Below are 22,487 nucleotides of genomic sequence, written 5' to 3'. Positions count from 1 at the left end.
AGCGCCGTGACGGCGTTTTCGACGAGGAAGCTCAACATGACCACGACCATCGCCGGTATCCAGATCCCCGACAGCGCCCTCGCCCGGGCCACCACCGAATACATCCGCGACATCGAATCCGACCTGCTTTACCACCACTCGCGCCGGGTGTTTCTGTTCGGCGCCTTGAGCGGTGAGCGCCAGCAACTGGCCTACGATCCGGAGCTGCTGTACGTCGGCGCGATGTTCCACGACCTGGGTCTGGTCGAAGGGCATCGCAGCGATGACGAGCGCTTCGAAGTCGATGGCGCCAACGCAGCCGCCGCGTTTCTAAAACCGTACGGGTTGAGTGACGACGACATCGAGCAGGTCTGGCTGTCGATCGCCCTGCACACCACGCCGGGGGTGCCGAAGCATCTGCGTCCGACCGTGGCGCTGGTGACCGCAGGCGTCGAAATGGATGTGCTGGGCATGGACTACGCGGCGTTCACCACGGTGCAGCGCGAAGCCGTGGTGCATGCGCATCCACGGGGCGAAGGCTTCAAGGAGTGCATCATCTGCGCGTTCGCCGATGGCTTGCGTCATCGTCCGCAGACCACGTTCGGCAATGTGAAGACCGATGTGCTGAAGGATCAGGAACCAGGGTTCACGCCGATGAACTTCGTCGAGGTTATCCGCAGTTCACCTTGGACTGCCTAAAACCAAATGTGGGAGCGGGCTTGCTCCGGGCGGCGATCCGACGAAGAGGCCGTATCAGTCACTGAATACGTCGACTGATACACCGCTTTCGCGAGCAAGCCCGCTCCCACATTTTGAATTGGGTTGGCCTTGAGAAAAGAGCCAACCCTATATTGCTTAAGCCGCTTCCGGCGTCGGCGCCCGGCGTACGTCCGGTTGTTTCCACGAATCGGCAGCGCCCTCTTCGATGGCCTGCTGAATCGCTTTCTTGCGGGCTTCTTCGGCACGGCGGCTGAAGAACCAGACCAGGAAGGTCACCAGCGACACCGCCAGCAGAATCAGACTGGCCACGGCGTTGATCTCTGGCTTCACGCCCAGACGCACCGCCGAGAACACTTCCATCGGCAGGGTCGTCGAACCCGGCCCCGACACGAAGCTCGCCAATACCAGGTCATCCAGCGACAGCGCGAACGACATCATGCCGCCCGCCGCCAGCGACGGCGCGATCATCGGGATGGTGATCAGGAAGAACACCTTCCACGGCCGCGCACCGAGGTCCATCGCCGCTTCTTCGATCGACAGGTCCAGCTCACGCAGACGCGCCGACACCACCACCGCCACATACGCCGCACAGAACGTGGTGTGCGCAATCCAGATGGTGACGATGCCCCGCTCCTGTGGCCAGCCGATCATCTGCGCCATCGCCACGAACAGCAGCAGCAACGACAGACCGGTAATCACCTCAGGCATGACCAGCGGCGCGGTCACCAGGCCGCCGAACAGCGTGCGGCCCTTGAAACGGGTGATGCGGGTCAGCACGAAGGCTGCCAGCGTACCCAGCGCCACGGCGGCAATCGCGGTGTAGCAGGCGATTTCCAGCGAGCGCACCACCGAGCCCATCAGTTGCGAGTTGTCGAGCAGGCCGACGTACCACTTCACCGACCAGCCGCCCCACACCGTTACCAGTTTCGAGGCGTTAAACGAGTAGATCACCAGGATCAGCATCGGCAGGTAGATGAACAACAGGCCGAGTACCAGCATCAGGCTGGAGAAACGGAAGCGCTTCATTCTTTACCCTCCATTTCCTTGGCCTGACTGCGGTTGAACAGGATGATCGGCACGATCAGGATCGCCAGCATCACCACCGCCAGGGCGGACGCCACCGGCCAGTCACGGTTGTTGAAGAACTCTTGCCAGAGCACTTTACCGATCATCAGGGTTTCCGGACCGCCAAGCAGTTCCGGGATCACGAACTCGCCCACCACCGGGATGAACACCAGCATGCAGCCGGCGATGATGCCGTTCTTGGACAGCGGCACGGTGATTTTCCAGAAGCTGTTGAAGGTGCTCGAACCCAGGTCGGAAGCGGCCTCCAGCAGGCTGGTGTCGTGCTTAACCAGGTTGGCGTACAGCGGCAGGATCATGAACGGCAGGTACGAGTAGACGACGCCGATGTACACCGCGAGGTTGGTGTTGAGGATCTGCAGCGGCTCGTCGATCAGGCCCATGCTCATCAGGAAACCGTTGAGCAGACCGTTGTTGCTGAGGATGCCCATCCAGGCATAGACGCGGATCAGGATCGCGGTCCAGGTCGGCATCATGATCAGCAGCACCAGCACCGTCTGCAGCTCTTTGCGGGCGCTGGCGATGGCGTAGGCCATCGGGTAACCGATCAACAGGCACAGCAGCGTGCTGAAAAACGCCATCTTCAGCGAGCCGAGGTAGGCGGCGATGTACAGCTCGTCGTCGCCGAGCATCGCGTAGTTGCCCAGGTTCAGCAGCAGTTGCAGCTTCTGCTCGGCGTAGGTGTAGATCTCGGTGTACGGCGGGATGGCCACGTCCGCTTCGGCGAAGCTGATCTTCAGAACGATGAAGAACGGCAGCATGAAGAACAGGAACAGCCAGATGAACGGGACCCCGATGACCAGCTGACGGCCACCGGGAATTATTCGATTGAGCCGGCGTTTGAATTTGCGCATGTTCATGAGCGAAGTACCACGCCGCTGTCGTCTTCCCACCATACGTAGACCTGATCGCCCCAGGTCGGACGTGCGCCACGGCGCTCGGCGTTCGCCACGAACGACTGCACCAGCTTGCCGCTCGGCAATTCGACGTAGAACACCGAATGGCCGCCGAGGTAGGCGATGTCATGCACCTTGCCGCTCGACCAGTTGTATTCGCAGGTCGGCTGGTCGGCGGTGACCAGCAGTTTTTCCGGACGGATCGCGTAGGTCACGGACTTGTCCTGCACCGAGGTGCTGATGCCGTGGCCGACGTAGATCTGCCGGTCGAGGTCCTTGCAGGTAATGGTCGCGTGACCTTCGGCGTCGTCGATCACTTCGCCTTCGAAGATGTTCACGTTACCGATGAATTCGCAGACCAGACGGCTGGTCGGGGTTTCGTAGATGTCGATCGGGCTGCCGATCTGGGCGATCCAGCCCAGGTGCATGATCGCGATGCGCTCGGCCATGGTCATGGCCTCTTCCTGATCGTGGGTCACCATCACGCAGGTCACACCCACGCGCTCGATGATTTCCACCAGTTCCAGCTGCATCTGCGAACGCAGTTTCTTGTCCAGTGCGCCCATCGGCTCGTCGAGCAGCAGCAGTTTCGGCCGTTTGGCCAGCGAACGTGCCAGCGCCACACGCTGACGCTGACCGCCAGACAGTTGATGCGGCTTGCGCTTGGCGTACTGGCTCATCTGCACCAGCTTGAGCATCTCGGCCACGCGGGCGTCGATCTCGGCCTTGGGAATCTTGTCCTGTTGCAGGCCGAACGCGATGTTCTGCGCCACGGTCATGTGCGGGAACAGGGCGTAGGACTGGAACATCATGTTGATCGGTCGCTCGTACGGCGGCATGTCGGTGATGTCGACGCCGTCGAGGAAAATGCGCCCCTCCGTGGGCCGTTCGAACCCTGCCAGCATCCGCAGCAGAGTGGATTTGCCCGATCCCGAACCGCCGAGCAGGGCGAAGATCTCGCCCTTCTTGATTTCCAGGGACACATCGTCCACGGCAACCGTCTCGTCGAACTTCTTCGTGACCCGGTCGATTTTGACCAGCACCTGTTTCGGTGTCTGGTCGCCCTCGAGGGCTTTCTTATAGGCGCCGGAGGCAACTGCCATTTACAAAACTCCCAGAAAAAAGAGTGCAGTTCGCCCACGCAAGACGAACCCAGGATAGTTTGTACGTTGAAGCTATTTACCCGACTTGACCTTGGTCCAGCTGCGGGTCATCAAACGCTGAATGTTCGGCGGCAACTCGATCGACACGTAGGTCTTGTCGAGCACGGCCTGCGGTGGATAAACCGACTCGTCGGTGCGGATGGACTGCTCCATCAGCTTGTCCGAACCCGGGTTGGGGTTGGCGTAACCGACGTAATCACTGACCTGGGCGATCACCTCAGGTTTCAGCAAATAGTTGATGAAGGCGTGGGCCTCTTTGACGTTGGCCGAATCCTTCGGAATCGCCAGCATGTCGAACCACAGCGCGCCACCTTCTTTCGGGATCGAGTAGGCAATGTTCACGCCCTTCTTGGCTTCTTCGGCACGGTTCTTCGCCTGGAAGATGTCGCCGGAGAAACCGATGGCCACGCAGATGTCGCCGTTGGCCAGGTCACCGATGTATTTCGAGGAGTGGAAGTAGGTCACGTAAGGACGCACGGCGAGCAGTTTGTCCGTGGCCTTGGCGTAATCCTTGGGATCAGTGCTGTTGGCGTTCAAGCCCATGTAGTTGAGCACGGTCGGCATCATTTCATCGGCCGAATCGAGGAACGCCACGCCGCAGCTGTGCAGCTTCTTGATGTTCTCCGGCTCGAACAGCACGCTCCAGGAGTCGATCTTGTCGACGCCGAGCACGGCCTTCACTTTATCGACGTTATAGCCGATGCCGTTGGTGCCCCACAGGTACGGTACGGCGTACAGGTTGCCCGGATCGTTCTGTTCCAGGCGCTTGAGCAGCACCGGATCGAGATTGGAATAGTTGGGCAGCTGCGCCTTGTCGAGCTTCTGGAACGCACCCGCCTTGATCTGCTTGCCGAGGAAGTGGTTCGACGGCACGACCACGTCGTAGCCGGTACGCCCGGCGAGCAGCTTGCCTTCCAGGGTTTCGTTGGAGTCGAACACGTCGTAGACCGGTTTGATCCCGGTGTCTTTCTGGAAATCGGCCAGGGTGGTCTCGCCGATGTAATCCGACCAGTTATAAATATGCACAGTACCGGCGGCTTGGGCACCGACAGCGAACGTCAGGCCGGCAGCGGCCAGCAGGGCATTGCGCAAAGAAGAAAAAATAGGCAAGTGGAGGTCCTCTGATTTAGTTGGGCCCAAGTTGCCCCGTGCTGCATGACAGTCACGGTTGCCCGGCAACAAAACCGGCGCGCAACTTACCTTCGAAAAACCGTTCCAGCAAAACTTTCTGTCATTTAATTGCACCGCTGACCGCCCGGGTGAAGGCGACGGCCAGCGGTGACTGCTTCAAACCGGCTTATTTACCGGATTTGATCTTGGTCCAGCTGCGAGTGATCAGGCGCAGGGTGGCCGCGTCCAGATCGCTGATCGCATAGAGCTGCTTCTTCACTTCAGCCGAAGGGTAGATGCTCGGATCGCTGGTGATTTCCTTTTCCACCAGCGGCGTGGCCGCCTTGTTACCGTTCGGGAAACGCACGGCGTTGGTGATTTCGGCCATCACTTTCGGCTCGAGCAGGTAGTTCATGAACTTGTAGGCGGCTTCGACGTTTTCGGCATCCTTGGGAATGGCGACCATGTCGTAGAAAGTACCGGCACCTTCTTTCGGAATGGTGTAGGCCAGTTTGACCTTGTCACCGGCTTCCTTGGCGCGGGTCTTGGATTGTTCCAGGTCACCCGAGTAACCGACCGCCACGCAGATGTTGCCGTTGGCCAGGTCCGAGATGTACTTCGAGGAATGGAAGTAGGCAACCGAAGGACGCACTTTGAGGAACAGATCCTCGGCGGCTTTCAGGTCAGCCTTGTCTTTGCTGTTGGTCGGTTTGCCCAGGTAGTGCAAAGCCGCCGGAATCATTTCGGTCGGCGCGTCGAGGAAGCTCACGCCGCAGCTTTTCAGCTTCTCGATGTTTTCAGGCTTGAACACGATGTCCCAGGAATCGATCTTGTCGACGCCCAGCGCAGCCTTGACCTTCTCCGGGTTGTAGCCGATGCCGATCGAACCCCACATGTACGGGAACGCGTGCTTGTTGCCCGGGTCGCTGGCGTCGCCAACGGCCTTGAGCAGGTCTTCGTCGAGGTTCTTCCAGTTCGTCAGCTTGGACTTGTCCAGTTCCTGATAAACGCCGGCCTTGATCTGCTTGGCCAGGAAGTTGTTGGAAGGCACCACGATGTCGTAACCGGATTTGCCGGCCAGCAGCTTCGCTTCCAGGGTTTCGTTGCTGTCGAAAACGTCATAGACGACCTTGATGCCCGTCTCTTTTTCGAAATTGGCAACCGTGTCCGGCGCGATGTAGTCGGACCAGTTGTAAACGTGCAACACCTTGTCGTCCGCCTGAACCGCACCCGCCATCACGCCCATCAGGGACATGGCGAGCAGAGTCTTGCCAGCGAGCTTTTTGCCTAATGCCTTCATGCGTTAATGCTCCAAATTTTTCTTTTTTGAACCACTTTGTTCAGCGGCCGAACCCGGACAACTGGAACCGCGGCTAGTCTGGCAAGATCCGAGGCGGTCTTTCAAGAAAAGACCAGCCTTTCTGACAGCTCCGAGCGACAGCGCAACAGCTCCATCGCTCAGAGCCTAGCACTTAGCCCTGCAACGCACTCAGGGTCAGGTCCAGGCACTTGCGCGCCTTTGTAACCAGCTCGTCGATCTCCGCCTTGCTGATCACCAGCGGCGGCGCGATGATCATGGTGTCGCCCACGGCACGCATGATCAGCCCGTTGTCGAAGCAGAACTGGCGGCAGATCATGCCCACACCCTTGCCTTCGTAACGCTTGCGAGTGGCCTTGTCCTGCACCAGCTCGATGGCCCCCAGCAGACCGACCCCGCGCACTTCACCCACCAACGGGTGATCGTTCAGTTCGCGCAGACGTTTCTGCAAATACGGTGCCGTTTCTTCATGGGCGCGTTCGATGATTTTCTCTTCGCGCAGAATCCGGATGTTTTCCAGACCCACCGCTGCCGCCACCGGGTGACCGGAGTAGGTGAAGCCGTGGTTGAAATCACCGCCCTCGTTGAGCACCGCCACCACTTCGTCGCGCACGATCAGGCCACCCATCGGGATGTAGCCGGACGTCAGGCCTTTGGCGATGGTCATCATGTGTGGCTTGAGGTCGTAGAAATCGCTGCCGAACCATTGGCCGGTACGGCCGAAACCGCAGATCACTTCGTCAGCCACGAACAGGATGTCGTACTTGGCGAGGATTTCCTTGATGCGCGGCCAGTAGGTGTCTGGCGGAATGATCACGCCGCCGGCGCCCTGGATCGGCTCGGCAATAAAGGCACCGACGTTGTCCACGCCGACTTCCAGAATCTTTTCTTCCAGCTGATTGGCCGCCCAGATTCCGAACTCTTCCGGGGTCATGTCACCGCCTTCGGCGAACCAGTACGGCTGGGCGATGTGGACGATGCCCGGAATCGGCAGGTCGCCCTGTTCGTGCATGTAGGTCATGCCGCCCAGACTCGCGCCGGCCACGGTGGAACCGTGGTAGCCGTTCTTGCGGCTGATGATGATTTTCTTGTTCGGCTGGCCCTTGATCGCCCAGTAGTGGCGAACCATGCGCAGCATGGTGTCGTTGCCTTCGGAGCCGGAGCCGGTGAAGAACACGTGATTCATGCCTTCCGGCGCCACGTCGGCGATGGCCTTGGCCAGTTCCAGCGCCGGCGGGTGCGCGGTCTGGAAGAACAGGTTGTAGTAAGGCAGTTCGCGCATCTGTTTGGCGGCAGCATCCGCCAGCTCATCGCGTCCATAACCGATCGCCACACACCACAGACCCGCCATGCCGTCGAGGATCTTGTTGCCCTCGCTGTCCCACAGGTACACGCCCTTGGCGTTGGTGATGATCCGTGGACCCTTTTCTTTCAGCTGCTTGAAGTCGCTGAACGGGGCCAGGTGGTGATCGCTGCTGAGGGCTTGCCACTCACGGGTTTGCGGGTTGTTGCTGGTCATGCCAATTCTCCTTGTTATCGGTGAAGGCGCGGCGGCTGGCCACCGCGCCCGGCGTATCAGACGGCGAAGAGCAGGTACTCACGCTCCCAGGAACTGATCACGCGCTTGAAGTTTTCATGCTCGGCCCGCTTGACCGCGACGTAGCCGGTGATGAAGGTCTTGCCTAGGTATTTCTCGATGGTCGCGCTGTTTTCCATGCGCTCCAGGGCGTCCTCGATGGTCAGCGGCAGGCGCAGGTTGCGGCGCTCGTAGCCACGGCCCACAACCGGTGCGCTCGGGTTGATGCCTTCGACCATGCCGATGTAGCCGCAGAGCAGGCTCGCGGCAATCGCCAGGTACGGGTTGGCGTCGGCGCCCGGCAAACGGTTTTCCACCCGACGGTTCTGCGGGCCGGCATCCGGGACGCGCAGGCCCACGGTGCGGTTTTCTTCGCCCCACTCAACGTTCACCGGTGCCGAGGTATCCGGCAGGAAGCGGCGGAATGAGTTGACGTTCGGTGCGAACAGCGGCAGCAATTCCGGGATCAGTTTCTGCAGGCCACCGATGTGGTGCAGGAACAGTTGGCTCATGGTCCCGTCTTCATTCGAGAACACGTTCTTGCCGGTCTCGATGTCGATGATGCTCTGGTGCAAGTGCATCGCACTGCCCGGCTCACCGGTCATCGGCTTGGCCATGAAGGTCGCGGCCACGTTGTGCTTGAGGGCGGCCTCACGCATGGTGCGTTTGAACACCAGGATCTGGTCGGCCAGCGACAGGGCATCGCCGTGACGGAAGTTGATTTCCATCTGCGCCGTGCCGTCCTCGTGGATCAGCGTGTCGAGGTCCAGCTCCTGCAATTCGCACCAGTCGTAGACGTCTTCGAACAGCGGATCGAATTCGTTCGCCGCTTCGATGGAGAACGACTGACGACCGATCTCCGGACGCCCGGAACGGCCAACCGGCGGTTGCAGCGGATAGTCGGGGTCGTCGCTGCGCTTGGTCAGGTAGAACTCCATTTCCGGCGCCACGATCGGCTGCCAGCCCTTGTCGGCATAGAGTTTCAGGACTTTCTTGAGGACGTTGCGCGGCGACAGCTCGATCGGGTTGCCTTGCTTGTCGTAGGTGTCGTGGATCACCTGGGCGGTCGGCTCGATGGCCCAGGGCACCAGGTACACGGCGTTCTGGTCGGGACGGCAGATCATGTCGATGTCGGCCGGGTCGAGCAGCTCGTAATAGATGTCGTCTTCGACGTAGTCGCCGGTCACGGTCTGCAACAGAACGCTCTCTGGCAGGCGCATGCCTTTTTCGGCGATGAACTTGTTGGTCGGCGAGATCTTGCCCCGGGTGATGCCGGTCAAGTCGCCGATCATGCATTCGACTTCTGTGATCTTGTGGTCTTTCAACCAATCGGTGAGCTGGTCGAGGTTGTTACTCATAAATGCCTCTGGGCTGAGTCTCCTGACACATGTCAGGCAAGTTTGACGCACGGGGCGTCGCGTTAAAGGGCCTTGCTTGCGCGCAGTGCCGGCTTACGCCCGGCACCGCGCATAGACAATGAAGGAGGAGCTTACCTGCCCTTTACGCTGGCGTTGCATTTCCTGTGCACATCCCGGGCGTGCAGAATCACGGGCACGGCGACGGACGCGGTGCAGGCCGGGAGCAGGAAAGAGATCTATATTGAAAGGAGAACCGCTAAAGAGGATGCCCTCGCACACGTCCAGAATATCGGACGCTGCCGCTCGATCTGCCATGGGCAGGGAGATCGCTGGCACGTTGCAGGCCTTGCGGGCCGCGCTGCGGACGGACGTGTCGCCACTGATGTGATAAGCATGCAGACCGGACTGCAAAGAGCAGTCGGTGACGCCGATTAACGGCAGGCGAGACATGAAGCACCCCGGTATTATTGCTGTTATGGGTTTGATCCGAGCTTAGCCTTGTTCATTTTTTTACACAACACCCCCGTAAAAAATACAACACGGCCTGCTCAAGCCTGCGGGTGGGGCGTCCTTCACGGATAAAAAAATGCCCCAAAGTGCCCCATAAATGCCCTCGTGGCGCTTTTTCAGGGCAGAAAAGGCCTCGCTTGACTTCGGCAGGCCGTTCGGGTTGACTGAAACCAGAAAAGATCAATGATTGATATTTTTAACAACAAAGGTGTTGCATCATGTCGGTACCCCCGCGTGCCGTTCAGCTTAACGAAGCGAACGCGTTCCTTAAGGAACATCCTGAGGTTCTGTACGTTGACCTTCTGATTGCGGATATGAATGGTGTGGTGCGCGGCAAGCGCATCGAACGCACCAGCCTCCACAAGGTTTACGAGAAAGGCATCAACCTGCCGGCCTCTCTATTTGCTCTGGATATCAATGGTTCGACGGTGGAAAGCACCGGCCTGGGCCTGGACATCGGCGACGCCGACCGTATCTGCTATCCAATCCCCGATACCCTGTGCAACGAGCCATGGCAGAAGCGCCCGACCGCGCAACTGTTGATGACCATGCACGAACTCGAAGGTGACCCTTTCTTCGCCGACCCGCGCGAAGTGCTCCGTCAAGTTGTTGCAAAGTTTGACGAGCTCGGCCTGACCATCTGCGCAGCGTTCGAACTCGAGTTCTACCTGATCGACCAGGAAAACGTGAACGGCCGCCCTCAGCCGCCACGCTCGCCGATCTCCGGCAAACGCCCGCATTCGACCCAGGTTTACCTGATCGACGACCTCGACGAATACGTCGACTGCCTCCAGGACATTCTGGAAGGCGCCAAAGAGCAAGGCATCCCGGCCGACGCCATCGTCAAGGAAAGCGCCCCGGCGCAGTTCGAAGTGAACCTGCACCACGTCGCCGACCCGATCAAGGCGTGCGATTACGCGGTCCTGCTCAAGCGTCTGATCAAGAACATCGCCTACGACCATGAAATGGACACCACCTTCATGGCCAAGCCGTACCCTGGCCAGGCAGGCAACGGTCTGCACGTCCACATTTCGGTTCTCGACAAAGAAGGCAAAAACATTTTTGCCAGCGAGGATCCCGAGCAGAACGCCGCGCTGCGTCACGCGATCGGCGGTGTGCTCGAGACCCTGCCCGCGCAGATGGCTTTCCTCTGCCCGAACGTCAACTCCTACCGCCGTTTCGGCGCACAGTTCTACGTGCCGAACTCGCCGAGCTGGGGCCTGGACAACCGCACCGTGGCCCTGCGCGTACCGACCGGCTCCGCCGACGCGGTCCGTCTGGAACACCGCGTTGCCGGCGCCGACGCCAACCCGTACCTGCTGATGGCTTCGGTGCTGGCGGGCGTGCACCACGGTCTGGTCAACAAGATCGAACCGGGCGCTCCGGTCGAAGGCAACAGCTACGAGCAGAACGAGCAGAGCCTGCCGAACAACTTGCGCGATGCCCTGCGCGAGCTGGACGACAGCGAGGTGATGGCCAAGTACATCGATCCGAAATACATCGATATCTTCGTCGCCTGCAAAGAGAGCGAGCTGGAGGAGTTCGAACACTCCATCTCCGACCTCGAGTACAACTGGTACCTGCACACCGTTTAAGCGGATTGCAGCGCCAAAAAGAACGCCGTCGGCTATCGCAGCCAGCGGCGTTTTTTTATGGCCGCCTGCGGCGGTTCGCGAGCAAGCCCGCTCCCACAGTGAATCTCCTGCGAACAGAAAATTTCATCTCACAGGAGATACCCCGTGGGAGGGGGCTTGCTCCCGAAAGCGGCCGACAAGACAACACAAGAGCCGGCTCGTACAATGCCCGCTGCCCCGCAGGAGACTTTCATGACGCGTCCCGCCCCCGTCCGCAAACCCCGTGCCCGCAGTCAGGCGCGGATCGATTCGATACTCGACGCCGCGCGCACGCTGCTGGCCGCCGAGGGCGTGGCGAGCCTGTCGATCTACAGCGTGGCCGAGCGCGCACAGATTCCGCCCTCTTCGGTCTACCACTTCTTCGCCAGCGTCCCGGCGCTGCTCGAAGCCCTGACGGCCGATGTACACGCGGCCTTCCGCGCCTGCCTGCAAGCGCCGATCGATCACGATGCCCTGCGCGACTGGCGCGACCTGTCGCGGCTGGTCGAAGAGCGCATGCTCGAGATCTACGGCGAGGATGCCGCCGCCCGCCAGCTCATTCTCGCGCAGCACGGCCTCACCGAAGTCACTCAGGCCGACCGTCAGCACGACCTCGAACTCGGCGACCTGATGCACAAGCTGTTCGACCATCATTTCGAACTGCCGCGACTGCCGGATGACGTCGACGTGTTCGCGCTGGCCATGGAACTGGGCGACCGCGTCTACGCCCGCTCGGTGCAACAGCACGGGCAGATCACCCCGCGCATGGCCGAGGAAGGCATGCGGGTGTTCGATGCCTATATCGGGCTGTATCTGCCGCCCTATTTGCCCAAGCGAATTCTCTAGCGATGATCGTTCCCACGCTCTGCGTGGGAATGCAGCCCGTGACGCTCCGCGTCACTGGACGCGGAGCGTCCCAAGAGGCATTCCCACGCGGAGCGTGGGAACGATCAACAAAAAACCCCGAAGGGCTCACACCCTTCGGGGTTGTTTTTGTCCCACGCCCTTACAACTTGGCGATGGACACCTCGGTGGATTTCACGAAGGCGATCACTTCGCTGCCGACCTCCAGTTCCAGCTCCTTGACCGAACGGGTGGTGATCACCGACGTGACGATGCCGGAAGCGGTCTGCACGTCGATTTCCGACAGCACGTCGCCGAGAACGATCTCCTTGATCGCGCCTTTGAACTGGTTGCGTACGTTGATGGCTTTGATAGTCATGGCATTGATTCCTGTCGTTTGCTTGAGTTATTGAGCCCAACGCAGTTGCGTAGGCAAGGGTGAAACGGGTTCCGGCGCCGGCGGTTCGCCGGGCAGGGACAACACACGGTTGAGCACTTCGGTTTCCAGCGCCGCCAGGCGATGGGAGCCGCGGACCCGAGGGCGCGGCAGCTCCACTTGCAGGTCGAGGCCGACTTCGCCGTCCTCGATCAGAATCACCCGGTCGGCAATCGCCACCGCTTCGCTGACGTCGTGGGTCACCAGCAACACGGTGAAACCATGCTGTTGCCAGAGACGTTCGATCAGTTGCTGCATCTCGATCCGGGTCAGCGCATCCAGCGCGCCCAGCGGCTCGTCGAGCAGCAACAGACGCGGTTGATGAATCAGCGCCCGGGCCAGCGCCACGCGCTGCTTCTGCCCACCGGACAACGCCGCCGGCCATTCATTGGCGCGATCGGCGAGGCCGACTGCATCCAGCGCCTGCAAGGCTTGTGGACGCCAGTTGCCTTTGAGGCCGAGCCCGACGTTGTCGATGATCTTTTTCCACGGCAGCAGCCGCGCTTCCTGGAACATCAACCGCGTGTCATCCCGCGCATCGCTGAGCGGTGCGGCCCCGGCGAGCAGATCGCCGCCGGTGGGTTGATCGAGGCCGGCGAGCAAGCGCAGCAACGTGCTTTTACCGCATCCGCTGCGCCCGACCACCGCGACGAATTGCCCCGCCGGAATGTGCAGATCGATGTCACGCAGTACCTGCCGCGAGCCGAAGGTCTTTTGCAGATTGCGCACCGCCAGCGGAATCCCGCGCAGCAGGCGTGGAGGTTGTTGAGCGGTCATGCCGCACCTCCTTTCGCCACTTGATACGCCGGATGCCAACGCAACCACACACGCTCAAGGCCACGGGCCGCGAGGTCGGCCAGCTTGCCGAGCACCGCGTACAGCAGAATCGCCAGCACCACCACGTCGGTCTGCAAGAACTCGCGGGCATTCATCGCCAGGTAACCGATGCCGGAGCTGGCAGAGATGGTTTCCGCCACGATCAGCGTCAGCCACATGAAGCCCAGGGCGAAGCGCACACCGACCAGAATCGAGGGCAGCGCGCCCGGCAGAATCACCTGCCAGAACAGGCTGAAACCGGACAGGCCATAACTGCGCGCCATCTCCACCAGCGCCGGGTCGACGTTGCGGATGCCGTGATAGGTGTTGAGGTAGATCGGGAACAAGGTGCCCAATGCCACCAGGAAAATCTTCGCCGACTCATCGATGCCGAACCACAGGATCACCAGCGGAATCAGCGCCAGGTGCGGCACGTTGCGGATCATCTGCACCGAGCTGTCGAGCAGGCGTTCACCCCACTTCGACAGGCCGGTGATGAAGCCCAGCACCAGACCGATGCTGCCACCGATGGTGAACCCCAGCGCGGCGCGCCAGCCGCTGATTGCCAGGTGCGTCCAGATTTCGCCGCTGCGCACCAGGCTGACGCCGGCTTCGATCACCGCCACCGGCGCCGGCAGAATCCGCGTCGACAGCCAACCCGCCGACACCGACAACTGCCACACCGCCAGCAACAACACCGGCAACGCCCAGGGCGCGAGGCTGTGGATAAATTTCTTCATGGCGGCGCCTCAGCTCTGGGACGCGGCTTTGGGAAGAATGTCGTTGGCCACCATCTCGCCGAACGGGCTGACGTAACCTGCGCTTTTCGGCAATTCCGGACGCTCGACGTCGAGGTGCGGGAACAGCAGCTCGGCCACCCGATACGACTCTTCGAGGTGTGGATAACCGGAGAAGATGAAGGTATCGATGCCCAGATCCGCGTATTCCTTCACGCGCGCCGCCACGGTCGGGCCGTCGCCAACCAGCGCGGTACCGGCACCGCCGCGCACCAGACCGACGCCGGCCCACAGGTTCGGGCTGACTTCGAGGTTGTCGCGGCTGCCACCGTGCAGCGCGGCCATGCGTTGCTGGCCCACCGAATCGAACCGCGCCAGCGATGCCTGGGCACGTTTGATGGTGTCGTCATCCAGATGAGAAATCAGGCGATCTGCCGCTTGCCAGGCTTCGGCGTTGGTTTCCCGCACGATCACATGCAGACGAATGCCGAAGCGCACGGTACGGCCGAGCTTGGCGGCCTTGGCGCGCACCTGTTCAATCTTCTCGGCAACAGCGGCGGGCGGCTCGCCCCAGGTCAGGACCATTTCCACTTGTTCGGCGGCCAGATCCTGCGCGGCTTCCGACGAGCCACCGAAATACAGCGGCGGACGCGGTTGCTGGATCGGCGGATAGAGCAATTTGGCGCCCTTCACGCTGATGTGCTCGCCGTCGTAATCCACGGTTTCGCCTTCCAGCACCCGACGCCAGATCCGGGTGAATTCCACCGAGGCCTGATAGCGCGCTTCGTGATCGAGGAACAGACCGTCGCCGGCCAACTCTTCAGGATCGCCACCGGTCACCAGGTTGAACAGCGCACGGCCACCGGACAGGCGATCCAGCGTTGCCGCCTGACGCGCCGCCACCGTCGGGGAAATGATCCCGGGGCGCAGGGCGACCAGAAACTTCAGACGCTGAGTCACCGGGATCAGCGAGGCCGCCACCAGCCACGAGTCCTCGCAGGAACGGCCGGTGGGAATCAGCACGCCGCCAAAACCCAGTCGATCCGCCGCTTGCGCGACCTGTTGCAGATAGCCGTGGTCGACGGCGCGGGCGCCTTCGGCGGTGCCAAGGTAATGGCCGTCGCCGTGGGTTGGCAGGAACCAGAAGATGTTGAGGCTCATGGAGTGGTCTCCTTGGGGATTCGATTTACTGGGCTTGGGTGACCGAGCTTTGGGCCACAGCGGCCGGTGGGGTCCAGATCACGTCCTTGATGCTCAACGGCTTGGGAATCAGCTTGAGCTGGTAGAAGGTGTCGGCGATTTTCTGTTGTGCGGCGACCACTTCCGGGGTCAGGAACAGCGCGCCGTAGCCCTGACGTTTCACCGAGGTCAGGGTGATGTCTGCCGGCAGGCCGAGCAGCGGCGACACTTGTTGGGTCACGTCTTCCGGGTTGGCCTTGGACCATTCGCCAACGGCGCGCACTTCTTCCACGAGGGTCTTGATCACCTCGGGATTTTTCTGTGCGTAGGGTTTGGTCGCCAGGTAGAACTGGTGGTTGTCGACGATGCCTTTGCCGTCACGCAGGGTGTGCGCTTGCAGTTGTTTCTCGGCGGCGGCCTGGTACGGATCCCAGATGACCCAGGCGTCGACGCTGCCACGTTCGAAAGCGGCACGGGCATCGGCCGGCGGCAGGAACACGGTTTGAATGTCGGTGTACTTGAGGCCGGCGTCTTCCAGCGCACGCACCAGCAGATAGTGGACGTTGGAGCCTTTGTTCAGGGCGACTTTCTTGCCCTTGAGATCCGCCACCGATTTGATCGGCGAATCTTTCGGCACCAGGATCGCTTCGCTGTTCGGCGCTGGTGGCTCGTAGGCCACGTAGAGCAGATCGGCACCGGCAGCCTGAGCGAAGACCGGCGGGGTTTCGCCGGTGACGCCGAAGTCGATCGAGCCGACGTTCAGGCCTTCCAGCAGTTGCGGGCCGCCGGGGAATTCAGTCCATTGCACGTCGACGCCTTGAGCAGCGAGACGCTTTTCCAGAGTGCCTTTGGCTTTGAGCAGCACCAGCGTGCCGTATTTCTGATAACCGATTCTTAGCGTCTCGGCCTGAGCTTGAGTGATGGCGCCGAAGGACACAGCCGCAGCAAACAGAGCGACCAGACCACGACGCAAAAATACAGTGCGCATAGCGCTCTCCTTTTTGCTGTTGGGTTTTGGCTGCACCTGCTTGGCCGTTGGCGGCGGAGTAAGGTGAGTACTTCAAATGCGGGTGAAGCTTCAAATGCTCCAGCGAGCACTCAACAAACGTTCGTTCAACAGCCCCGGCTCCAGCGGCTTGGGCCGGCGGGCCATGGCGCTGACAAACTGGTCCAGCGCTTCATGCAGCCGCTGCTCCAGGGCCGGCGCCAGCTGCGCCTGGGCACTGCCTTCGCCGTAGGCGATCTGGCTGTCCTCGGCAAAAATCCCTTGCAGCATTTCCTGGGCCTTCAACGCCGACAGCACAGGCTTGAGGGCGTAATCGACCACCAGCATGTGGGCGATGCTGCCGCCGGTAGCCATCGGCAGGACAATCTTGTGGTTCAGCGCACGCTCGGGCAGCAGATCCAGCACGGTCTTCAGGGCGCCGGAAAACGACGCCTTGTACACCGGCGTGGCGATCAGCAGGCCATCGGCGTTTTCAATCTGTTGCAGCAGGTCGAGCACCTTCGGGCTGTCGAAGCGGGCGTGGAGCAGGTCTTCGGCCGGGAAGTCCCGCACCTGATAACTCACCACTTCCACCCCTTGCTGCTGCAACCAGCGTTGCGAGCGCTCCAGCAACACCCCGGAGCGGGAACGTTGACTGGGACTGCCACCGAGTGAGACGACCAGCATTCAGACGATTCCTTGCGCGTTACAGGCGATTCGCGGGTTGCGATCTCGCTTCGATGTCAGTGACCTTACCAGCTGATTCATATATCCATAAATCATATTTATTCATTTGGTTATTCTTTATGGAGATATGCATTTCACTTTCTTGCGGCAAAAAAAACAGGCCGTGAAAACGGCCTGAAACCCTGCATCGTGGTTTTTGCTGATCGCCCCCAAGCACTGATGATCGTTCCCACGCTCTGCGTGGGAATGAATCCATGGACGCTCCGCGTCCACTGTGACGCAGAGCGTCACGGGCGGCATTCCCACGCAGAGCGTGGGAACGAGATATGCCAGATCACTTGTTGGGTTGTGGGGTGAGGCGCAGGTACGGTTTCACCGCGCGGTAGCCCTTCGGAAAGCGTTGCTTGATTTCGTCTTCGTCCTTGAGCGACGGCACGATCACCACCTCTTCACCGTCCTGCCAGTTGGCCGGGGTGGCCACCTTGTAGTTGTCGGTGAGCTGCAGCGAATCGATCACCCGCAGGATCTCGTGGAAGTTGCGCCCGGTGCTCGCCGGGTAGGTGATGGTCAGGCGGATCTTCTTGTTCGGATCGATCACGAACAGCGAACGCACGGTCAGGGTGTCGTTGGCGTTCGGGTGGATCAGATCGTACAGATCGGACACCTTGCGATCGGCATCGGCCAGGATCGGGAAGTTGACGATGGTGTTCTGGGTTTCGTTGATATCCTCGATCCACTTGTGGTGCGAGTCCACCGGGTCGACCGACAGTGCAATGGCTTTTACGCCACGTTGGGTGAACTCGTCCTTGAGCTTGGCAGTGAAGCCCAGCTCGGTGGTGCAGACCGGAGTGAAGTCCGCCGGGTGGGAAAACAGCACGCCCCAGCTATCGCCCAGCCATTCGTGGAAACGAATCTTGCCGGCGCTGGAATCCTGTTCGAAATCGGGGGCGATATCGCCAAGTCTGAGGCTCATGGTGCGGCTCCTGATGAGTTGTTGGAGACCTCAACTGTAGCTCGGGATTCGATCTTCTGAAAAAGAATAAATAACTAGATATTTATATCTTTATTGAATATTAAACATCTGTTCACTGGACGTCCCGCAGCATCGCGACGAACATCGCCCTCAAGGTTCGAGAAGGCCTTGAGTTGCTGTAAAGAGGGGAACATCGGGAAAGGCTTACGGGGGTGAGCCGGACCCGAAAACGCAAAAGCCCCGTCCGGCGCGATGCCGGACGGGGCTTTTTTACATCGGTTTTTTACATCAGTGCAGGAGCGCGCTATTACAGCAGCGGGATCGAGTAGCTGACGATCAGGCGGTTTTCGTCCTGCGAACGGGTGTTCGGCAGGTCGGTGCGCCATACAGCGTTTTTCCACATCAGGCCGACGTTCTTGAACGGACCTTCCGGTACGACGTAACCGATGGTGAAGTCGCGTTCCCACTCGGAACGGTTCGAAGCGCTTTCGCGACCGTTGGTGCCAACGGTGTCGATCGAATCGCCTTTCAGGTAAACCACACCGGCGGTCAGGCCAGGTACGCCGACTTTGGCGAAGTCATACGAGTAGCGAGCTTGCCAGGTTTTCTCGCCGGCACGGCCGAACTTCTGGATCTGCATGTCGGTGATGGTGTAGTTCGACGAACCGTCGCCCTGGTTCAGCCAAGGGAAGTCGGAGCTGCCGTTGGAAACCTGGTAACCGCCACCGAAGGTGTGACCTTCAACGGTGTACAGGAACAGGCCGCTGTACAGGTTGTTGTCGACTTCGCCACGACCGTTGCGCACGCCGGTGTAGTTACCGGTGCTGAAGTACGCAGGATCAGTGCCGTTCTTGCCGTCGTCGGAGCTGTTGAAGTAACGGAAGTCAGACTTCAATACGCCCGGGCCGATGGCCCAGTTGTGTACCAGACCCAGGAAGTGCTGCTTGTAGAAGTCTTCCAGGTTGCCGTAGTAGTACTGAGCAGTCAGGTCTTTGGTGATCTTGTAGTCACCACCGGCGTAGATGAACTTGTTGCTGTCACGGAAGCCAGTACCACGGGTGTTTGCACCGCTGATGGACAGGTTTTCGTTGTTGCTGGAGTTACGGCCTTTCACGGCTTCGATCTGACCACCGACCAGAGTCAGGTCCTTGATTTCGCCGGAAGTGATCTGGCCGCCCTGCCAGGTTTGTGGCAGCAGACGACCGTCGTTGGTCACGATGACCGGGTTCTTCGGCTGCAGGGTACCCAGCTTCAGTTCAGTCTGGGAGATCTTGGCTTTGGCAGTCAGACCCAGGCTGGAGAAGTTGTCTACGGCTTTACCGTTGGACTCGCTCGGGAACACAGTGCCGCCGTAAGCGGTGCCGCTGTTGCCGTTGGTGCCGCCGCCCGAATCCAGACGCACGCCCAGCAGGCCGATGGCGTCGATACCGAAGCCTACGGTGCCTTGGGTGTAGCCGGAGATGAAACGCAGATCGAAGCCTTGGCCCCACTCTTCGTTCTTGTTTGGGCCAGTGCCATCGCGGTTGTCAGTGTTGATGTAGAAGTTACGCAGCCCCAAGGTGGCCTTGCTGTCTTCGATGAAACCGGCGGCGCCTGCCTGCTGCGCCAAAACCCCTACGGCCACGGCCAGGGCCAAGGTGGACTTGTTCATGTTTCGCTCCTCTCGTTTCTAATTCTTGTGTTCCTGGTCCGGGGTCTGATGCCCCTGGATCCTAAGATGCGCGATTAGCGCCAGACCGTGACTGACAAGTCAATCGTAACCTTGTGTGTCTACGACCAAGGTCTAATCGCAGTTATTTGGTCCCTGCAGGGTAAAGACTTCCTGATAAACCCAAAAAGAATTTATTCATTCTTTTTCATACCATTAAGCTATATGGCCCTGTAATGGCCATCTGCACCGGGATACAGCGTATCGGCGACTAAGCTCATTACTAAATGGTATTTGTTAGCCTTTTTTTAGATCGATTAGCTTTGACGCAACCCCGATTCGTCAATCCCTATCAAAAAGGCGACGCCATGATGGCCAAACGCGCACTATCTAGTCAATTTGTTACAGTTTGTGTGTCGGCGCTGATTTCTTTTTCAGCCCATGCAGCCAACCTCACCGTGGGCTACCAGACCGGTATCGACCCGAGCAAAGTCCCCCAGGCCGACGGCATCTACGAGAAGACCATCGGCGAGAAGATCGACTGGCGCCGGTTCAACAGTGGCCCGGAAGTTGTGACAGCCATTGCCTCCGGCGATGTGCAGATCGGCAACCTCGGCTCCAGCCCGCTGGCGGCCGCCGCCTCGCGCAATCTGCCGATCGTTGCCTTCATCGTCTCGGCGCAGATCAATGCCGCCGAAGCCTTGGTGGTGCGTAACGGCAGCGGTATCAACAAGCCCGAAGACCTGATCGGCAAGACCATCGCCACCCCGTTCGTTTCCACCTCCCACTACAGCCTGCTCGGTGCGCTCAAGCACTGGGGCCTGGACACCTCGAAAGTCAAAGTGGTGAACCTGCAACCCGCAGAAATCGCGGCCGCCTGGAAACGTGGCGACATCGACGGCGCTTTTGTCTGGTCGCCGGCGCTGGGTGAAATCCGCAAGACCGGCAAGACCCTGACCGATGCCGCGCAGGTTGGCCAGTGGGGCGCGCCGACCTTCGAAGTCTGGGTCGCACGCAAGGACTTTGCCGAGAAGCATCCTGAAGTCGTGGCCAAATTCGCCAAGGTGACTCTGGACTCGTTCGCTGATTACGCCGCCCATAAAGACAGCTGGACGGCCGACTCGGTGCCTGTACAGAAAATCGCCAAACTGACCGGTGCCAATGCTGCCGACGTTCCGGAATTGCTTGCCGGTTCGGCCTTCCCGGACGCCAAGGCGCAACAAACCACGGCGCTGCTGGACGGCGGCACGGCGAAGGCGATTGGTGAGACGGCGAAATTCTTGAAGGAACAGGGCAAGGTCGAAAGCGTTTTGCCTGACTACTCGCCTTATGTCAGTGCGAAGTTTGTAACCGAATAAACGCTATCGCGAGCAAGCTCGCTCCCACACAGGCTCAGTGAACCTTTGGGGGAGCGAGCCTGCTCGCGATGAGGGCGTTACATCACAGAGACTTTTCGAAGATCTTCGAATTGCGCTGATAGTTATAGAGAGAAGCCCGCGCCGCCGGCAGGCGCTCGACGCTGCTCGGCTCGAAACCGCGCTCACGGAACCAGTGGGCGGTACGGGTGGTAAGGACGAACAGGGTCTTCAGGCCCTGCGCCCGGGCACGGGTCTCGATGCGCTCGAGCAATTCGTCGCCGCGACCGCCATGGCGATACTCGGGGTTCACCGCCAGGCACGCCAGCTCGCCGGCATCCGAATCGGCAATCTGATACAGCGCCGCACAGGCGATGATCATCCCTTCACGCTCGACCACGCTGAACTGCTCGATTTCACGTTCCAGCACTTCGCGGGAACGGCGCACCAGAATCCCCTGCTCTTCCAGCGGGCTGATCAGGTCCAGCAAGCCACCGACGTCTTCAATCGCCGCCTCGCGCACCAGTTCGAATTGCTCTTGGGCCACCAGCGTACCGCCACCGTCACGGGTGAACAGTTCGGTCAGCAGCGCGCCGTCCTCGGCATAACTGACGATGTGGCTGCGCGCCACGCCGCCACGGCAGGCTTCGGCGGCGGCATCCAGCAGTTCCGCCTGATAATTGCTGCCCAGACGCTGCAAATGCGCCGGCACCTGTTGCGGGCGCAGCTCGCGCACCAGTTTGCCGTTTTCGTCGATCAGACCGAGGTCGGCACCGAACAGCAGCAGCTTGTCTGCGCCCAGATCGATGGCGGCGCGGGTGGCGACGTCTTCGCAGGCCAGGTTGAAGATCTCACCGGTCGGCGAATAACCCAGCGGCGACAGCAGCACGATGGAGCGCTCGTCGAGCAGGCGGTTGATGCCTTTGCGGTCGACCCGGCGCACTTCGCCGGTGTGGTGGTAGTCGACGCCTTCCAGCACGCCGATCGGCCGCGCCGTCACAAGGTTGCCGCTGGCCACCCGCAGACGCGAGCCCTGCATCGGCGAGGAGGCCATGTCCATCGACAGCCGCGCTTCGATAGCGATGCGCAGTTGGCCGACCGCGTCGATCACGCACTCCAGCGTCGCGGCATCGGTGATGCGCATGCCGTGGTGGTAATGCGGAGTCAGGCCGCGGGCGGCGAGGCGGGTTTCGATCTGCGGACGGGAACCATGAACCAGTACCAGCCGCACGCCGAGGCTGTGCAGCAGCACGATGTCATGGACGATGTTGCCGAAATTCGGATGCTCCACGCCGTCGCCCGGAAGCATGACGACGAAGGTGCAATCGCGGTGAGCATTGATATAGGGAGACGCGTGGCGAAGCCAATTGACGTATTCGGGCATGAACCTGGGCCTGTAATAAATAGCAGCCGGAAAAGGGGCGAAACGGAAAACGCACAGCGGGCTGATGGTTATCGTCGGAACAGGCTTGGCGACACGCGCGCTCTCCTCATGAATACGG

General features: G+C 60.4%; 21 protein-coding genes. 4 read left to right on the top strand and 17 right to left on the bottom strand.

The genetic code is table 11. The annotated features are described in order from the left end of the window. Window positions 1-36 precede the first annotated feature (36 nt). On the top strand, window positions 37-678 hold the full coding sequence (locus K5E37_RS16775) for an HD domain-containing protein (protein ID WP_221534542.1): 642 nt from the start codon (window positions 37-39) through the stop codon (window positions 676-678). A gap of 156 nt (window positions 679-834) precedes the next feature. On the opposite strand, the gene K5E37_RS16770 is transcribed toward K5E37_RS16775, so the two are convergent. The 8 genes from K5E37_RS16770 to K5E37_RS16735 form a co-directional block, all read right to left on the bottom strand. Continuing rightward, entirely contained in the window at window positions 835-1,725 is an 891-nt protein-coding gene (locus K5E37_RS16770; RefSeq protein ID WP_007953503.1) for an ABC transporter permease subunit, read from the bottom strand. Then, complete coding sequence (locus K5E37_RS16765; protein WP_170844921.1) at window positions 1,722-2,603, bottom strand: ABC transporter permease subunit; 882 nt, start codon at window positions 2,601-2,603, stop codon at window positions 1,722-1,724. The genes K5E37_RS16770 and K5E37_RS16765 overlap by 4 nt, the downstream gene beginning before the upstream one ends. A 35-nt stretch (window positions 2,604-2,638) precedes the next feature. Then, entirely contained in the window at window positions 2,639-3,781 is a 1,143-nt protein-coding gene (locus K5E37_RS16760) for an ABC transporter ATP-binding protein (RefSeq protein WP_007953506.1), read from the bottom strand. 72 nt (window positions 3,782-3,853) lie between these two features. Next, window positions 3,854-4,951, bottom strand: a complete 1,098-nt coding sequence (locus K5E37_RS16755; protein WP_127800508.1) for a polyamine ABC transporter substrate-binding protein — start codon at window positions 4,949-4,951, stop codon at window positions 3,854-3,856. Window positions 4,952-5,138: 187 nt separating this feature from the next. Beyond that, window positions 5,139-6,251 (bottom strand): polyamine ABC transporter substrate-binding protein, encoded by a 1,113-nt coding sequence (locus tag K5E37_RS16750; protein ID WP_221534540.1) that lies wholly within the window; start codon window positions 6,249-6,251, stop codon window positions 5,139-5,141. A gap of 172 nt (window positions 6,252-6,423) precedes the next feature. Further along, window positions 6,424-7,788, bottom strand: coding sequence for an aspartate aminotransferase family protein (locus K5E37_RS16745; RefSeq protein WP_221534538.1), 1,365 nt, complete (start codon window positions 7,786-7,788; stop codon window positions 6,424-6,426). A 56-nt stretch (window positions 7,789-7,844) separates the two neighbouring features. Beyond that, window positions 7,845-9,203 (bottom strand): glutamine synthetase family protein, encoded by a 1,359-nt coding sequence (locus K5E37_RS16740; RefSeq protein ID WP_007953514.1) that lies wholly within the window; start codon window positions 9,201-9,203, stop codon window positions 7,845-7,847. A gap of 93 nt (window positions 9,204-9,296) precedes the next feature. After that, entirely contained in the window at window positions 9,297-9,653 is a 357-nt protein-coding gene (locus K5E37_RS16735; protein ID WP_221534536.1) for a gamma-glutamyl-gamma-aminobutyrate hydrolase family protein, read from the bottom strand. 278 nt (window positions 9,654-9,931) lie between these two features. Here K5E37_RS16735 and K5E37_RS16730 point away from each other — a divergent pair, with 278 nt between their 5' ends. After that, complete coding sequence (locus K5E37_RS16730; RefSeq protein WP_007953516.1) at window positions 9,932-11,308, top strand: glutamine synthetase family protein; 1,377 nt, start codon at window positions 9,932-9,934, stop codon at window positions 11,306-11,308. Between the two features lie 231 nt (window positions 11,309-11,539). Then, window positions 11,540-12,172, top strand: a complete 633-nt coding sequence (locus K5E37_RS16725) for a TetR/AcrR family transcriptional regulator (protein ID WP_039765384.1) — start codon at window positions 11,540-11,542, stop codon at window positions 12,170-12,172. A 160-nt stretch (window positions 12,173-12,332) separates the two neighbouring features. Here the strand turns inward: K5E37_RS16725 and K5E37_RS16720 are convergent, their stop codons facing one another. The 8 genes from K5E37_RS16720 to K5E37_RS16685 all read right to left on the bottom strand — a co-directional run bounded on the left by K5E37_RS16720 (window position 12,333) and on the right by K5E37_RS16685 (window position 19,633). After that, complete coding sequence (locus tag K5E37_RS16720) at window positions 12,333-12,548, bottom strand: molybdopterin-binding protein (RefSeq protein ID WP_007953520.1); 216 nt, start codon at window positions 12,546-12,548, stop codon at window positions 12,333-12,335. 27 nt (window positions 12,549-12,575) lie between these two features. After that, window positions 12,576-13,382 carry an aliphatic sulfonates ABC transporter ATP-binding protein gene (gene ssuB, locus K5E37_RS16715; protein ID WP_221534534.1) on the bottom strand — a complete coding sequence of 269 codons (807 nt, stop codon included), beginning with the start codon at window positions 13,380-13,382 and terminating at the stop codon, window positions 12,576-12,578. Further along, on the bottom strand, window positions 13,379-14,161 hold the full coding sequence (ssuC, locus tag K5E37_RS16710; protein WP_011336451.1) for an aliphatic sulfonate ABC transporter permease SsuC: 783 nt from the start codon (window positions 14,159-14,161) through the stop codon (window positions 13,379-13,381). The genes ssuB and ssuC overlap by 4 nt, the downstream gene beginning before the upstream one ends. A gap of 9 nt (window positions 14,162-14,170) precedes the next feature. Beyond that, a complete protein-coding gene (gene ssuD, locus K5E37_RS16705) occupies window positions 14,171-15,319 on the bottom strand; it encodes an FMNH2-dependent alkanesulfonate monooxygenase (RefSeq protein ID WP_011336452.1) in 1,149 nt (382 codons plus the stop codon). A 25-nt stretch (window positions 15,320-15,344) separates the two neighbouring features. After that, a complete protein-coding gene (locus K5E37_RS16700; RefSeq protein ID WP_007953529.1) occupies window positions 15,345-16,325 on the bottom strand; it encodes a sulfonate ABC transporter substrate-binding protein in 981 nt (326 codons plus the stop codon). A 90-nt stretch (window positions 16,326-16,415) separates the two neighbouring features. After that, a complete protein-coding gene (ssuE, locus tag K5E37_RS16695) occupies window positions 16,416-17,009 on the bottom strand; it encodes an NADPH-dependent FMN reductase (RefSeq protein ID WP_011336454.1) in 594 nt (197 codons plus the stop codon). A gap of 334 nt (window positions 17,010-17,343) precedes the next feature. Continuing rightward, window positions 17,344-17,982 carry a peroxiredoxin gene (locus K5E37_RS16690; protein ID WP_007951774.1) on the bottom strand — a complete coding sequence of 213 codons (639 nt, stop codon included), beginning with the start codon at window positions 17,980-17,982 and terminating at the stop codon, window positions 17,344-17,346. Window positions 17,983-18,289: 307 nt separating this feature from the next. Beyond that, a complete protein-coding gene (locus tag K5E37_RS16685; protein ID WP_221534532.1) occupies window positions 18,290-19,633 on the bottom strand; it encodes an OprD family porin in 1,344 nt (447 codons plus the stop codon). A 365-nt stretch (window positions 19,634-19,998) separates the two neighbouring features. Between K5E37_RS16685 and tauA the strand changes: the two genes are divergently transcribed. Then, window positions 19,999-20,988, top strand: a complete 990-nt coding sequence (gene tauA, locus K5E37_RS16680; protein ID WP_085605994.1) for a taurine ABC transporter substrate-binding protein — start codon at window positions 19,999-20,001, stop codon at window positions 20,986-20,988. Window positions 20,989-21,070: 82 nt separating this feature from the next. Here tauA and argA read toward each other — a convergent pair whose 3' ends face one another. Next, entirely contained in the window at window positions 21,071-22,369 is a 1,299-nt protein-coding gene (gene argA / locus K5E37_RS16675; protein WP_007951778.1) for an amino-acid N-acetyltransferase, read from the bottom strand. Window positions 22,370-22,487: the final 118 nt, after the last annotated feature.

The organism is Pseudomonas sp. RIT778 (assembly GCF_019718735.1).
In the GTDB taxonomy this organism is placed as follows: domain Bacteria; phylum Pseudomonadota; class Gammaproteobacteria; order Pseudomonadales; family Pseudomonadaceae; genus Aquipseudomonas; species Aquipseudomonas aphyarum.
Note: the sequence above shows the minus strand (reverse complement) of the source record. Positions and strands in the feature narration are given on the sequence as shown.

Bases quoted from the DNA above. Each gene is read 5' to 3' on its own strand.
- K5E37_RS16775 (WP_221534542.1), top strand. From the start codon at position 37: ATGACCACGACCATCGCCGGTATCCAGATCCCCGACAGCGCCCTCGCC.
- K5E37_RS16770 (WP_007953503.1), bottom strand. From the start codon at position 1,725: ATGAAGCGCTTCCGTTTCTCCAGCCTGATGCTGGTACTCGGCCTGTTG.
- K5E37_RS16760 (WP_007953506.1), bottom strand. From the start codon at position 3,781: ATGGCAGTTGCCTCCGGCGCCTATAAGAAAGCCCTCGAGGGCGACCAG.
- K5E37_RS16750 (WP_221534540.1), bottom strand. From the start codon at position 6,251: ATGAAGGCATTAGGCAAAAAGCTCGCTGGCAAGACTCTGCTCGCCATG.
- K5E37_RS16745 (WP_221534538.1), bottom strand. From the start codon at position 7,788: ATGACCAGCAACAACCCGCAAACCCGTGAGTGGCAAGCCCTCAGCAGC.
- K5E37_RS16740 (WP_007953514.1), bottom strand. From the start codon at position 9,203: ATGAGTAACAACCTCGACCAGCTCACCGATTGGTTGAAAGACCACAAG.
- K5E37_RS16735 (WP_221534536.1), bottom strand. From the start codon at position 9,653: ATGTCTCGCCTGCCGTTAATCGGCGTCACCGACTGCTCTTTGCAGTCC.
- K5E37_RS16730 (WP_007953516.1), top strand. From the start codon at position 9,932: ATGTCGGTACCCCCGCGTGCCGTTCAGCTTAACGAAGCGAACGCGTTC.
- K5E37_RS16725 (WP_039765384.1), top strand. From the start codon at position 11,540: ATGACGCGTCCCGCCCCCGTCCGCAAACCCCGTGCCCGCAGTCAGGCG.
- K5E37_RS16720 (WP_007953520.1), bottom strand. From the start codon at position 12,548: ATGACTATCAAAGCCATCAACGTACGCAACCAGTTCAAAGGCGCGATC.
- ssuB (WP_221534534.1), bottom strand. From the start codon at position 13,382: ATGACCGCTCAACAACCTCCACGCCTGCTGCGCGGGATTCCGCTGGCG.
- ssuC (WP_011336451.1), bottom strand. From the start codon at position 14,161: ATGAAGAAATTTATCCACAGCCTCGCGCCCTGGGCGTTGCCGGTGTTG.
- ssuD (WP_011336452.1), bottom strand. From the start codon at position 15,319: ATGAGCCTCAACATCTTCTGGTTCCTGCCAACCCACGGCGACGGCCAT.
- K5E37_RS16700 (WP_007953529.1), bottom strand. From the start codon at position 16,325: ATGCGCACTGTATTTTTGCGTCGTGGTCTGGTCGCTCTGTTTGCTGCG.
- ssuE (WP_011336454.1), bottom strand. From the start codon at position 17,009: ATGCTGGTCGTCTCACTCGGTGGCAGTCCCAGTCAACGTTCCCGCTCC.
- K5E37_RS16690 (WP_007951774.1), bottom strand. From the start codon at position 17,982: ATGAGCCTCAGACTTGGCGATATCGCCCCCGATTTCGAACAGGATTCC.
- K5E37_RS16685 (WP_221534532.1), bottom strand. From the start codon at position 19,633: ATGAACAAGTCCACCTTGGCCCTGGCCGTGGCCGTAGGGGTTTTGGCG.
- tauA (WP_085605994.1), top strand. From the start codon at position 19,999: ATGATGGCCAAACGCGCACTATCTAGTCAATTTGTTACAGTTTGTGTG.
- argA (WP_007951778.1), bottom strand. From the start codon at position 22,369: ATGCCCGAATACGTCAATTGGCTTCGCCACGCGTCTCCCTATATCAAT.